This window comes from Pedobacter sp. MR22-3 (genome assembly GCF_026240075.1).
Lineage (GTDB): Bacteria > Bacteroidota > Bacteroidia > Sphingobacteriales > Sphingobacteriaceae > Pedobacter.
The window spans coordinates 47,106-61,337 of the sequence record NZ_JAPIVF010000009.1; the positions used below are offsets into that span (position 1 = coordinate 47,106).

10 protein-coding genes are annotated in these 14,232 nt (G+C 41.0%); 9 read left to right on the forward strand and 1 reads right to left on the reverse strand.

Annotated elements, in window-relative coordinates; genetic code table 11:
- The first annotated feature begins 12 nt into the window (after window positions 1-12).
- Genes OQ267_RS20810 through OQ267_RS20845 form a run of 8 tightly spaced genes read left to right on the forward strand, consistent with a single transcriptional unit; the run spans window position 13 to window position 10,749 of the window.
- A complete protein-coding gene (locus OQ267_RS20810) occupies window positions 13-4,248 on the forward strand; it encodes a beta-ketoacyl synthase N-terminal-like domain-containing protein (protein ID WP_265837880.1) in 4,236 nt (1,411 codons plus the stop codon).
- A gap of 38 nt (window positions 4,249-4,286) precedes the next feature.
- Window positions 4,287-4,535: a phosphopantetheine-binding protein gene (locus OQ267_RS20815; protein ID WP_229676745.1), complete on the forward strand. Its 249-nt coding sequence runs from the start codon at window positions 4,287-4,289 to the stop codon at window positions 4,533-4,535.
- Window positions 4,523-5,287 (forward strand): alpha/beta fold hydrolase, encoded by a 765-nt coding sequence (locus OQ267_RS20820; RefSeq protein WP_265837883.1) that lies wholly within the window; start codon window positions 4,523-4,525, stop codon window positions 5,285-5,287. The genes OQ267_RS20815 and OQ267_RS20820 overlap by 13 nt, the downstream gene beginning before the upstream one ends.
- 16 nt (window positions 5,288-5,303) lie before the next feature.
- Window positions 5,304-6,509: a glycosyltransferase gene (locus OQ267_RS20825; protein WP_265837885.1), complete on the forward strand. Its 1,206-nt coding sequence runs from the start codon at window positions 5,304-5,306 to the stop codon at window positions 6,507-6,509.
- A gap of 6 nt (window positions 6,510-6,515) precedes the next feature.
- A complete protein-coding gene (locus tag OQ267_RS20830) occupies window positions 6,516-7,718 on the forward strand; it encodes a glycosyltransferase (protein WP_265837886.1) in 1,203 nt (400 codons plus the stop codon).
- Between the two features lie 8 nt (window positions 7,719-7,726).
- The gene (locus tag OQ267_RS20835; RefSeq protein WP_265837888.1) at window positions 7,727-8,989 is read left to right on the forward strand and encodes a condensation domain-containing protein; all 1,263 of its coding nucleotides are present in this window, start codon (window positions 7,727-7,729) and stop codon (window positions 8,987-8,989) included.
- A 10-nt stretch (window positions 8,990-8,999) separates the two neighbouring features.
- On the forward strand, window positions 9,000-10,262 hold the full coding sequence (locus OQ267_RS20840) for a phthiocerol/phthiodiolone dimycocerosyl transferase family protein (protein ID WP_265837890.1): 1,263 nt from the start codon (window positions 9,000-9,002) through the stop codon (window positions 10,260-10,262).
- 37 nt (window positions 10,263-10,299) lie between these two features.
- Entirely contained in the window at window positions 10,300-10,749 is a 450-nt protein-coding gene (locus OQ267_RS20845) for a hypothetical protein (RefSeq protein ID WP_265837892.1), read from the forward strand.
- 143 nt (window positions 10,750-10,892) lie between these two features.
- Here OQ267_RS20845 and OQ267_RS20850 read toward each other — a convergent pair whose 3' ends face one another.
- Window positions 10,893-11,408: a glutathione peroxidase gene (locus OQ267_RS20850; protein ID WP_088302678.1), complete on the reverse strand. Its 516-nt coding sequence runs from the start codon at window positions 11,406-11,408 to the stop codon at window positions 10,893-10,895.
- Window positions 11,409-11,648: 240 nt separating this feature from the next.
- On the opposite strand from OQ267_RS20850, the gene topA reads away from it, so the two are divergent.
- A complete protein-coding gene (gene topA / locus OQ267_RS20855; protein WP_265837895.1) occupies window positions 11,649-14,213 on the forward strand; it encodes a type I DNA topoisomerase in 2,565 nt (854 codons plus the stop codon).
- The last annotated feature ends 19 nt before the right edge of the window (window positions 14,214-14,232 follow it).

Here is a 14,232-nt window from a genome sequence, read left to right on the forward strand (position 1 = left end):
CCATTTACAACTATGACGAAGAAAAGTGATGTTGCAATTATAGGGATGTCTTGTACATTTCCCGGGGCGAAGAATGTCCAAATCTTCTGGGAAAATATATTAAATGGCGTAGATTCTACCCAAACCGTTCCTGCTGATCGGATCGACCCGGTTCATTTTGATCAATCGGCGACAGGCGTAGATCGTTTTTACTGCAACAAAGGTGGTTTTATTCCAGAGTATAGCTTTGATCCGCAACGCTTTGGGATTTTACCCTTAGCTGTTGAAGGTACGGAGCCAGATCATTTGATTGCGCTGGATTTGGTGCACAGTGCCCTGGAAGATGCGGCTATTTTCGAAAGAAATTACAGTCTTGATAAAACCGGAATTGTCATCGGCAAAGGTAATTACACTGGTCCCGGAGCAACCAGGGCCATTGAAATCGTGAGAACAGGAGAACAGATTTCCAGCATACTCAAAAACCTTATTCCTCATTTATCTGATGCAGACCTGGAAAAAGTAAAACAGGAGTTTCAGTTAAAAAAAGGCCGTTTTAGTGCAGATACCGCCATGGGATTAATCCCGAATCTGGTCGCATCACTGGTGGCTAACCGGTTTAACCTGGGTGGTTTGGCCTTTACACTTGATGCCGCCTGCGCAAGTTCACTTCTAGCTGTTGATCACGCCATACAGGAGCTAAACAGCGGACGCTGCGACATGATGATTGCAGGTGGTGTTCACTTGGGGCAAAACGCGGCTTTCTGGAGCATCTTTTCGCAACTCGGTGCCTTATCAAAACAAGAAAAAATAAAGCCTTTTGATCAGCATGCCGATGGATTAATCATTGGTGAGGGTTGTGGCTTTGTCGTACTTAAAAAACTGGAAAATGCAATTCAGGATCAGGATAAAATTTATGCGGTAATTAAAGGCGTTGGGGTAAGTAGTGATGGTAGTGGCACGAGCGTGATGAGTCCATCCGTTAAAGGTCAGCTGAAAGCTGTTACACAGGCCTGGCAAAATGCAGCACTTGAACCACAGCACATCGGATACCTGGAGGCGCATGGAACAGGAACACCATTAGGGGATAAAACGGAAGTTGAAACACTGAAACAGTTTTTTGGCCAGGAAGAAACGCTGCCCAAAGCCGGAATCGGTTCGGTGAAATCAAATATCGGGCATGCCATGCCTGCCGCCGGTATTGCAGGATTGATTAAAACTGCTTTAGCCCTGTACCATGGCGTAATCCCTCCTACTTTACACTGCGACGATCCATTGGCGCAATTGCAGGAAACCAGATTTTCTGCTGTTCAACAAACAACAGACTGGGAAAATTCGGGTTTACCAAAGCTGGCCGCCGTAAATGCTTTTGGCTTTGGCGGCATTAATGCGCATGTGGTTCTGGCTGGTTTTGATCAACCCAAAAAAGACGAAGTGATTGTACTTGCCCGTCAAACGCAGGAGGAATTATTGGAAGCCCTTAAAACGGAAGATTACCGTAAAGGATCGGGAAATTTCCGGATCGCCATCTTTAATCCAACTGTCGACAGGATCAATAAAGCCCTTAAAATTGTAACCAAAAATATGCCCTGGAAAAACAAGCAGGACATCTGGTACAGCAATCATCCCCTGCTTGAGGAAGGTGCTAAAATAGCTTTTGTTTTTCCAGGCCTGGATGGCTTATCCGGCGGAGAAGTAAATAGCGTAAGTAAATATTTCAACATCGAAACAAACGAACAGGAAACCAGCGATGGCCTGCTCAGTGATGCGCTTCAAACTTTAAATAAAAGCAGTGTTCTGGATCAGGCACTAAAAAAATTAGGCCTGCGGTCTGACATGAATGCGGGCCACAGTTTAGGCGAATGGCTGGCTGCAAGATCTTCAGAACTGGCAGAAGAAAGTTCGGTAATGAATTTACTGAAGGTTTTAACACCCGAAACATTTGAACTAAAAGACTCACGCTTTATCGCCATCGGCTGTGGTGTAGAAAGCCTTGAACCCATAATCAAAAATATTCCAGACCTATACATTTCAAACGATAACTGCCCGCAACAGGCTATTCTATGCGGCAGCAAAAATGCGTTGGAAGAACTGGTTCCTGTTTTAAAAAGGAAGCAGATCTTTCACCAGGTTTTACCTTTCCAATCAGGTTTCCACTCCCCTTTTGTAGCCGATAAACTGGAATTCATCCTGGCAGGAATGAAAGACATGACATTCAGAAAAACCACTACGCCATTGTGGTCGGCCACGACACTGGAAACTTACCCGGAAGGTTTCGAGGCCATCAGACAGTTAAGTGCAGAACATTTAATTAAACCAGTTCGTTTCCGGGAGCTGACAGAAAAGCTTTATCAGGAGGGCGCAAGAGTATTTATTCAGGTGGGTTCAGGTGGTTTAACCGGTTTTATTGATGATACCCTGAAAGGAAAAGAAATCAGTACAATCAGCGCCAATGTGCCTATCCGGTCTGGCATCGCACAATTACAAAGAGTTATAGCCGCCTTGTTTGTGGAGGGACGGGAAATTGGACTTGATTTTCTTGCACACAAAATATCCAGTCCGCTTAAGCCAAATAAGGGGATCAGGCTTGCACTGGGCTCACCCATCATCCGAGACCTTGAGCACTTAAAAAGCCTGGCTATTAAAAATCAGCCGAAGGCGAAACCGGTATTGGCCGATTCTTTACACCCGGTGCTGAATGCTTTTAATGAAAACGTTCTAGAACTGATCAGCATGCAGGAAGAAATGATCGGGCATTTTGAAAATAACAATTTCAATGTCCGGCACCAGGCAAACATCGCATACCAGCATCCTCTAAAACCCATCCGCCAAGCTTTCAGCCAAATGCTGGATGTCAGCCTGGATAATTGTCCGTATTTAATCGATCATTCCTTGTTGCGGCAGCCAAAGGGATGGCCAACGATTGAAGATATGGACCCGGTAATCCCGATGACGATGATTTTTGAACTGTTTGCAGAAATTGCCCAGGCACAATCACCAGCAGATAAGATTCATAAAATCAGCAACATGCGTGTTTTCCAATGGATGAACGTGGTTAAACCCTTTCAGGAAACGGTTATGGGAGCATGGAAAGATGAGGAGACCGTTTACCTCAATTTAGAACGCTTTGCCAATGCGGAGGTAAAACTCTCACCTTTTTTAAACACAGCGCCAGACCGTAGTTTTGATATTGGCAAAAAGCTAAATATAGACCGGACAACGGAACAAATTTATGATGCCCATATGTTTCATGGTCCGGCCTACCAGGGCATTAAAAAAATTGTAGCTGTTGGCCAAAAAGGCATTACCGGAATTATTGAAGCAGCAGAAGGTAAGGGCTCACTACTGGATAATGCCGGACAGCTTTTTGGCTTATGGTTACAGCTCACGCTGGAAAAAGACCGTATCGCCTTTCCTGTTAAAATACAGGAAATAGAATTTTTTGGCGAAATGGCCGATCAGGAAGGCACTTTTGAATGCACTTGTGTGCTGACAGATCTGAACAATGAGTTTGCCACGGCCGATATCGTCATGAAAAGGGCCGGCAAAACCTGGCTGATTATTTCGGGCTGGCAAAACCGGCGACTGGAAATAGACGAACCGCTTTGGAATGTATCCATGTCGCCGCTACGCAACCGCTTATCTGAAGAAATTGCACCTGGGGTTTTCCTTTTCGGAAATGCCTATTCGAGAGTGGTATCATGGGATTTTATCCTGAAAAGATATTTCAACCAAACCGAGAAAAAATACCATAACAACCTTTTACCCAATAAAAGAAAAACATGGATGATCAGCAGGGTGGCAGCAAAAGATGCAGTTAGAAATTTGTTAAATACGGAAAAGCAACAGGCCTGCTACCCCATTACTTTTGAGGTTTTTTCTGATGAGTTTCGCAAACCCTATGTAAAAGGCGGTTTAACTGAAGGAATACAGATTTCTATTGCCCATAAGGGAACAGATGCCGTTGGTATTGCCCGGTTTGATCAGGCCGTAGGAATAGACATAGAGACCATCGAAGAAAGAAGTCCTGCCTTTTTCGACCTGGTTTTTAATGACCACGAACTCGAACTTTTAGCACAAAAAGATAAAAAGGAATGGGCAACCCGCTTCTGGGTAGCCAAAGAAGCATATGGCAAATTTTTAGGGAAAGGCTTACAGGGAAACCCCAAAGCTTATACCATAGAAAAAATTAATGGTGATGAACTCATCATTAATAACATCACAATCAAAACAATTCAACATCAAAACTATATCATCGGATGGACACTATAACGACTACAAAATTAAGCAGCGAAGAGATTTTCAATCTCATGAAAAAATTTATAACTGAAGTAATCGGAGAAGAATTTGTGGAGGAAATGGATATCACACCAGAAAGTTCCTTTACCAAAGATTTAGAAATGGACAGCATTGAGATTGTGTCCTTTTCAGAAAAAATCAAAGCACATTTTGGCGATCAGATTGATTTTACGGGCTGGCTGTCATCAATGGATCTGGATCAATTGATCAATCTCAACCTGGGCATGATCATTTCTTACATCGAAGAATGCCAGTCTTAAGGATTAATAACAAATCGGTACATATTCAGGAGCTGAATCAAAACGCACCTGAAACCGTTGTGCTGGTGCATGGCATGTTCAGTAATTTATCGGTTTACTATTTCAACATCGCTCCTATTCTGGCTACGCATTTTCATGTAGTGCTGTATGATTTAAAAAGTCATGGCATGAGCGAGAAAACCCTGTCAGGTTATGATCTTGAAAGCATGACGAATGATTTAAAGTGCTTAATAGATGCACTGGAATTAAAACAGGTTTATTTAGGTGGCTATAGTTTCGGTGGATTAATTGCATTGAAAATGGCCATCCGATTTCCAAACCTGGTTAAAAAACTGGCGGTGATTGAAGCACCCGATCCCAGCGATGAAAAAGCCCGTGGCATCATTGAAGAATATAGCCGTGAGTTTCTGGAACATTATGTGGAAAATTTCACAGATACCACCAAAGTTAAAATGGGAAAACGACAAATGGAAAAGAATCACCGTATGTATGAATACCTTTTTCATCAAACCTCCATTAAAGAAGATATGATTCTGGAGAAGGATTTTTTTGAGGATGGTGCCATTAATCAACTTGATCAGGATGTGCTATTACTTTACGGCTTGACATCAAATTGCCTTGATGCCGGTAAAAACTTAAATCAAAAAATTAAAAATTCATCGATTCAAATCGTTGATGGAGACCATAATATTCCAATACAGGAGCCACAACTCATCGGAGAGGCGCTATTAAATTTCTTTCAACAAAAATAAAAAAGCATTGACGCGTATGGCAAAATTTGTATTCATTGTACCTCCATTAACCGGTCACATTAACCCGACATTAAGCCTGGGTACTGTCTTGCTGGAACGCGGGCATGATGTTGGCTGGATTACTTTAGATCAATCATTGGGTGAAAAACTCCCTCCTGGTGGTGAGTTACTGCTCATCCAATACCACGAAAACGACCAGCAGAAAAAGGAAGCCGAAAAATATCTGGATCTCATTACCCAAAAAGTGGTTTACGGAATTGACAGTGTTAAGTTTCTGTATGAAGAGGTATTGATTCCCCTGAACCGACACAGTTACGAAGGTATTGCTGCCTTACTGGATGAATTTGAACCAGATCTTGTCATCACAGATCATCAGATGTTTGCAGGCGCCATGGCTGCTTTCCATAAAAACCTACCTTACGCCACTTCCGTTACTGCGCCAGCGGCGATAAAAGTAATGGATGAATTGCCAAAAGTTCATGAATGGGAAGTGAATCAAATTACAGCTTTGCAACAGGAATTTGGTATTGAGCATTCAAAAAATCTCGCTACATCTGACCTCCTGACACTGATTTTTACGTCAAAAGAATTTTTCGGTGAAATGGAATTACCTGAACAATTTAAATTTGTGGGACCTGTTTTTAACCGTCGGCAAGTGGAAATCCCATTTAACTGGGAAGCTTTTCACGCCATTCGCCAACGCAGCATCCTGGTTAGTATTGGTACAACATTCGATCATGAACACAAGAAAAGCTTTTTTAGTAAAGTTGTCGAAGCATTTTCATCCCTGGATATTCATGTTATTGTTGTTTCTGATCCGGGTTTATTTGAGGCATGGCCGAAAAACTTTACCGTTCAAAAACAAGTTCCGCAGGTTAAATTATTGCCTTATGTAGCTGCAGTAGTTTGCCATGGCGGCCACAATACCGTTTGCGAAAGTTTAATGCATGGTCTCCCATTGGTGGTTATTCCGATTGCTTATGATCAAAGTCATGTTGCAGGACGCGTCGTTAGAATGGGTGCAGGTGAACGCCTGAATTTTAATCGCTTTAAAGCGAAACATCTTTTAGAAGCAGTAAATCTTGTACTTGAAAATCCATCATACAAAGATGCTGCCATGCAGATTAAACAATCTTTCATTCATGCCGGTGGAAACGAAACTGCAGCCGATTTATTGGAAAATGCACTTTTCAAAACAACTAAAACACTCATCATAACCTAAATCCATATGCCTAAATTTCTATTTGTCGTTCCGCCTTTCTTTGGTCACATTAGTCCAACGCTAAGCATTGGTGCAAGCCTACTGTCCCGGGGGCATGAAGTAAAATGGTTCGGAATCACTCCGCTGGCTCAAACTCATCTTCCGGAAGGTGGTGAATTTATCTATCCTGAAACAGATCTGCTCCCCTATGCTGATGAAATCAAACAGATCTTAAAACGTCAGGATGATGGCCCCGCCTGTTCCGGCCCGGAAGTGATGAAACTTGCCCTCGAAGAAACTTATGTTCCCTTTGCCCGGATCATGATGAAGGGCCTGAATAAATTTGTAGATGAATGGAAACCCGATGTTATCATTAACGACTGCATTACCTTTGCCGGTGCATTAAGTGCTCATTTGAAAGGCATTCCTTCAGTAACCACCACGCCGGTACCGCCCGATGTGATGGGTGATGCGGCAAAAAATACACCTAAAATATTTGAATGGCAGCAAAACCTGATTTTAGGTCTGCAGAAAGATATGGGCATTTATAGTGATCAAATCCATATCCATTCTCATCGGCTGAATTTAGTTTTCACTTCCCAGGCTTTTGCAGGTTTCGAGGAAAAACCACCACATATGCACTTTGTGGGCCCGGTAAAGGGTCGTCCAAACTCAGCCGAATTTGACTGGGATCGATTGGCCAAATCCACCACGCCAAAGGTTTTTGTGTCTTTAGGCACTTTACTGGTGGATATCCGCGCAGCATTTTTCCAGAAACTCATCGATGCTTTTGCTCATGAGCCCATTACCATCATTGCCGCAACCAATCCTGATATTTTCGAAGAATGGCCGGATAATTTTATTGTTAATGGCTTCGTTCCCCAGTCTGAACTCATGCCTTATATGGATGCTGTCATCTGCCACGGCGGCTTCAATACGGTAAACGATACCTTCACAAACGGGTTACCCATGCTGATTACACCCATAGCCTACGACCATTTTCATACAGCAAAATTAATTGAGCAGGCTGGTTGTGGCATCAGCATCCGGTACAAACGGCTTCGAATTTCTGATTTAAGAAATACCGTTTTTGAACTATTGGAAAACCCCAAATATCGCGTGGCTGCTCAAAAAATAAGGGAAACATTTATCGAAGCCGGAGGAAACGATAAAGCAGTTGAACTACTGGAAGATTTTGCGAAAAACAACAGCGTTTTAGAACCAGCCTGATGCATCAGATGAAAAGGAAATTACTCTTCGGCGAAAGGATGCTCTATGGTGATGGAAAGCATCCGTTTAATATGGTAATTGCGTTTAAAGTGAGCGGATCAATTAAGGAAATCAATGTTAATTTAGCACTTATCAAAGTGCAGCAAAAGCATCCATGGCTAAGGGCATCAATAACAATTGACAAAGATAAAAGACCATGGTTTACCACACATTCAGCTTCTTCATTTAAAGTAGAGGTACTTGTGGTCAATCGCATTAGTGATGACGATTGGAAAAGGCAGTCTGAAACGGAATGGGCTAAACCCTTTGATGCGTCAAGATCGCCATTGTTCAGATTAACCTGGATAAAAGGTGAAGCGTTTTCGGAATTTTTACTCGTTTTTCACCATTGCCTTTGTGATGGTGCTGCAGGCCTTTCCATTCTGAGGGAGTTTCTTATATTACTCGATAATCCCGAAGCCGCAATCGGTGAGGAAATTGCGATTCAAAGCATGAATGATATTATTCCGCCAAAGGTGCTGAAAAGCTATCGAATGCGCACTAAAAATACCTTAATTGGTAAAATGTCAACACTGGCCTTATGGATGATTCCGATAAAAAAAGTTGCAGTAGACCGGAAGCGTGATTTTTTGATCCACTGGAAACTTGATGAGCAATTTACTACAGCCATTTTATTGTTCTGCAAAACACATGGTTTTACTGTGAATACGCTCTTAAGTGCAGTTGTGCTGAAGGCTTTTAAGGCAGTACTGGCAGATAAGTCTTTTAATAAAATTTCCCTTCCTGTCGATATCCGGAACCTAAATCCATTAATCAAAAAAGACCATGTTTTTGCTTTTGGTTTGATGATCGTGCTCTCTGCCAGTAATGCCGATAGTTTTATTGAGGGCGTGAAACAACTTCAGAAGGATGTAAACCGTAAGCTGGCGAAACTCGATCCTTATACGCTAATGATGATGATGGAGGCCTGTCACCCTGCCTTAGCTAACTTTAGTAACCTCTTAAAATATGGCAAAACGAGTAATGATTGCATGTTTTCCAATTTAGGAAAGCTCGATATTCCGCATGAGTATGAAAACTTTCGATTGGAAACCATTTACAGTCCTTCTGTAATAGGTCCGTTAGGCAATACAACTACCATTCTGACATCAACATTTAGAGAACAGATGGACTTTTCATTTGTGGCAAGCGAAGGATATGTTTCCTTTAATAATGCCAAACGAATTAAGGAGAAAATGATTTCTCTTCTCAAAGAAAACATTGGATTATAGGATGATCAATATGAATAGAAAATTAATACTCGGTGAAAGAATCATGTATGTTGACCCGGCAACGCCACTAAACTGTGTGTTCACGGCGAAAATACTGGGTGAGTTTGAGGAACCAAATCTCAGGATAGCGCTCGACAAGATTCAGCGAAAGCATCCCTTGTTGAGGATGAATATCGAGCAGATAAATAAAACGCCACACTTCGTGCTTAATGAAAACATTGATAAAATCCCAATACGCGAAGTTGATTTTCATTCCGATCAGGATTGGCTCAGAGAATCGAAAACGGAGTGGTATAAATTATTTAACCAGCATCATAAACCACTGGCCAGACTGGTTTGGATTAAAGGTCACCAGGAATCAAACCTGATATTGGTATTACCGCATTGTATTTGCGATGGCAGTACGATTGTTAACCTGATGCAGGAATTATTGACACTCATTGACAACCCAAGTCACGAACTTTATCCCTATCCGTCGTTTTCTTCCGTTAATGAATTACTACCAGATCATTACGTACCTGACCATTATCTAAAACGCAAAACTTTTGCTGCACTCGGCAGATTATTTTTTCTCTTCAAGCAAACCTCTGAAAAAAGATTGAACCAGAATAATTATGCAATTAACTGGAAGTTAGATAAAGAAGAAACCATTTTTTTTATCAAAAAATGTAAAGCTGAAAACACAAGTGTGCATGCTGCCATCTGTGCCACTTTTATAGCTGTATTTAAGGTACTGAAGAATGATAAGGCACATGGGAAAGTAATTTGCCCCGTAGATATCAGGCGTTTTATTCCCGAAATTAAAGCCGATACCATGTTTGCATTTGCCCCAATTGCAGAGCTGAAGGTTCGGAAAAATGATGGTGATGTTTGGGAAAATGCCAGAATGTTAAAAGCAGATCTCGACAAAAAAGTCAGCGAAATGAATGTACCGCATCTGCTGCATGTGAGTGAATCTTTCCATCCGCTTGCAAATAAAATGATTGGTTTTCTACGCTCTACAAATGGATCCCATGATATTACGCTAAGCAATATGGGTTTGTTAAATATTAAACAAGATTACAAAAATTTTAGTGTGGAAACCATCTACAGTCCTACAGTTGCCTTCCCCTGGAAGAATGCAAACACACTGGTTGTCAGCACCTTCAATAATCAACTTGACTTTTCTTTAATGTCTGATGAAAATTTCCTGACCGAATCTGATGCGATGTGGATTAAGAAAAAAGTACTCGAAATGATGACTACTCACCATAATTCCCTTGCCAGTGCCTGATTTTGCAACAAATCATAAATTACGCTGGCGAAAATTCGTGAGGAAAACGTTATTGATCTATTTAATTCCGAATGTTACATTGAATACCGTGATTCCATATTTTGCGCTTAGCACGCAATCGTCAGTACATTTATTTACCGGTGAGCAAAACCTTGCCCGCTTTATATTGCCGATGTCTTTACTTCTTCCTTTTCTGATAACGGTGGATGTTTTTAAAAAGATAAAAGCATTACAGCATACTGAAGGTTTGCATTTTGAATGCAATAAGATACTAGAGGGAAAGATGAAGATGTTTAAGTTAGCAGGACTACATAGCCTATACACTATTTTGGCCATTCTATCTGCCCTGATGTTCATCCACTTTAGCTTTCCTGCAAATTTCGATTTCGGGATCATGACATCGGCTTTATCAGCTGGTATATTGGCCGGATTTTACTCCATCACCTTTTTTTATTTATCCGTTAAGAAAATCCGGGAAGTGCCTTAATGTGAAAAGCATTCTGAACGATCATTAAACAACTAACTACCTGTAAAACAAAAAGCTTTAAGGAAGATGAGTCAGATCATTCTTTCTTAAAGCTTTTCTTGAAATTCTTTTTCAGCTGATTTTTTTTGAGTCAGCCGCCAGAATTATAAATTTTTCACAATTGCTTCATCTAATGGTTTGGTTTTAGAACGGAAACGGTGTACCAGTTCTCCTTTTTCATTAATCAGGAATTTTTCAAAGTTCCATTTGATATCGCCCTGCTCCTCTGTATTGGTTTGGGAAGTCAGGTATTTAAATAACGGACTGATATCATCACCCTTTACACTTGTCTTTTCTGCCATTAAAAAGGATACATTGTACTTACCTGTACAGAATTCTTTAATTTCGGCATTGGTAGAAAATTCCTGCCCGCCGAAATTACCAGCCGGGAAGCCAATTAACACCACTTTTTTACCATACTGTTTCTGAAGTTTTTCAAGGTCTTCATATTGAGGAGTAAAGCCACATTTTGAAGCCGTATTCACTATCATAATTTTTTTACCTTTAAATTTAGATAGTTTTACTTCCTTGCCATCAATGGTTTTAAAGCTGAAATCATAAACATTTTTTGGAGGGTTCGGAACCAAAAAGTTCAATAGGATTAAGATTGTGCTGATCATCGTTTTTTATTTTTATATACGAATATAGGCACAAAAAGTTTGCTTACACGTAATGTTCCTGTAATAATGTAAATGATCATTTTTCTTTCACCCTTGCAAGAAAGCAAAACGAATAGCTTTCTGCTTTCTGAAAATAATGATTAGCCTCACTTCTTAAATTTCAAAAAAAATCGTATAAAATTCCCTGCATGTTTTGATTTATGCTTTAATTATAGCTTTATTTGCACAAAATCGTATTTCATGGCTAAAAACTTATTAATCGTCGAGTCACCCGCAAAAGCTAAAACCATAGAGGGCTATTTAGGAAAAGATTTCCTTGTGAAATCAAGCTACGGCCATATCCGGGATTTGGTTAAAGGCGACATGGCCATTGATATTAAAAACAATTTTGCCCAGACCTACGAGGTACCAGCTGATAAGAAAAGCATGGTGGCCGAACTTAAAAAATTAGCAAAGGAAGCCGAAATGGTCTGGCTAGCATCCGATGAGGACCGCGAGGGAGAAGCCATTTCCTGGCACCTGTTTGAGACTTTAGGCCTGAAAGAAGAGAAAACCAAAAGGATCGTATTTCATGAAATTACTAAACCTGCCATTTTAAAAGCCATAGATAGTCCGAGAAGTATTGATTACAACTTAGTTAATGCGCAACAGGCTCGTCGTGTTTTAGACCGGTTGGTAGGTTTTGAACTGTCACCGGTATTATGGAAAAAAGTAAAACCTTCTCTTTCAGCAGGTCGGGTTCAATCCGTAGCGGTGCGTTTAATTGTTGATAGAGAAAGAGAAGTTCAAAACTTTAATGCTTCAGCAGCCTTTAAAATTACCGCACAGTTTTCTACGGGCAAGGGCAAAGAAATAGTTAAAGCTGAACTGCCACAACGTTTCGATAGCGAGGCGGAAGCAGAAAAGTTTTTACAGGATTGTGCAACAGCAAAATTTGACATTACCAGCCTGGAAACCAGACCAGCGAAACGTAACCCTGCCGCCCCATTTACCACTTCAACCTTACAACAGGAAGCATCCAGAAAATTGGGTTTTTCGGTAGCCAGAACCATGCAGGTGGCGCAGAGATTGTACGAAGCCGGTAAGATTACGTATATGAGAACGGATTCGGTAAACTTATCTGATACCGCCTTATCTGCTGCTGAACAAGAAATAAAATCGGCCTATGGTAACCAATACCACCAGCCAAGAAAATATAAAACGAAATCTGCAGGTGCTCAGGAGGCTCACGAAGCCATCCGCCCAACTTATTTCGACAGACACACTGTTGACGGTGATATTTCTGAGAAACGTTTGTACGATTTGATCTGGAAACGTTCTATTGCTTCACAAATGAGCGAGGCATTATTTGAAAAAACCACTGCACAAATCACCGCATCTACCAGAAAAGAACATTTGGTTGCCGAAGGTGAAGTATTAAAATTTGATGGTTTCCTGAAAGTTTACCTGGAATCTACCGATGATGATGAGGGTGAAGAAAAAGAAGGTGGCACCATCCTCCCTCCGTTAGCAAAGGGCCAGGAGTTATTTTTAAATGAAATGCAGGCTACGGAACGTTATTCCCGTCCGCCGGCAAGATATACAGAGGCCAGTTTAGTTAAGAAATTAGAAGAACTGGGCATTGGCCGTCCATCTACTTATGCACCAACTATTTCTACCGTTCAGAACCGCGGTTATGTGGTTAAGGAAGACAGAGATGGCAAACCACGTAAGTTTACCGCAATTGTTTTAAATAACGGAACGGTTAAAAAGGAAATTAAATCTGAAATTTCAGGTGCTGAAAAATCAAAACTTTTCCCAACTGATATTGGCGAAGTTGTAAATGATTTCCTGGTTGAACACTTTAAAGGTATTGTCGATTTCAATTTTACAGCAAATGTAGAAAAGGAATTTGATGAGATTGCGCAGGGTTTACAGGAATGGACTAAAATGCTCCACTCCTTCTACAATCCATTCCACTTAGAAGTTGAAAACACTTTAGAAACCGCGGAACGTGCCACTGGTGAACGTTTATTGGGTACAGATCCGGCTACGGGCAAAAATGTATATACTAAGGTTGGTAAATTCGGTCCGCTGGTTCAGATTGGCGAACAGGATGACGAAGAAAAACCACGTTATGCCAGTTTAATGCGTAATCAGTCTGTCGCCACCATCCAGCTGGAAGATGCCCTTGAATTGTTTAAACTTCCGTTTTCGCTTCCTGACTTCGAAGGTAAAGAAGTGATGATCGGCGTAGGTCGTTTCGGCCCCTATGTAAAATGGGGAGAGAGCTTTATTTCATTGCCTAAAAATGAAGACCCCCTATCTGTTACCTACGACAGGGCAGTGGAAATTATTCGCGAGAAGATGGATGCGGATGCACCAATTGCGCATTATCAAGGCTTAGGTGTTACGAAGGGAAAAGGCCGTTTCGGACCATTTATCAAATGGAATGATTTATTCATCAATATTCCTGCGAAGGGCTATGATTTTGATAATTTATCTCAGGAAGATATTGAAACCCTGATTAATAAAAAGGTGGAGAAAGAAGCAAACCGCTTTATCAAAACCTGGGATGCGGAAAAAATTTCGATTGAAAATGGCCGTTGGGGACCATTTATCCGCTTCGGTAAGTTAATGCTTAAACTGAGAAACAACGAGGCTACCAAACAAAAATATACGCCTGAAGAATTAGCAGATATTGATTTGGAAGTGGTTAAAAAAATGATTGTTGAGCAGGTGCCTAACGCATTTGAAAACAAGAAAAAAGCACCGGCAAAAAAGAAAGCACCAGCTACGAAAAAAGCCGTTGCGAAGAAAAAATAGATAAGGATTAAATTTACAT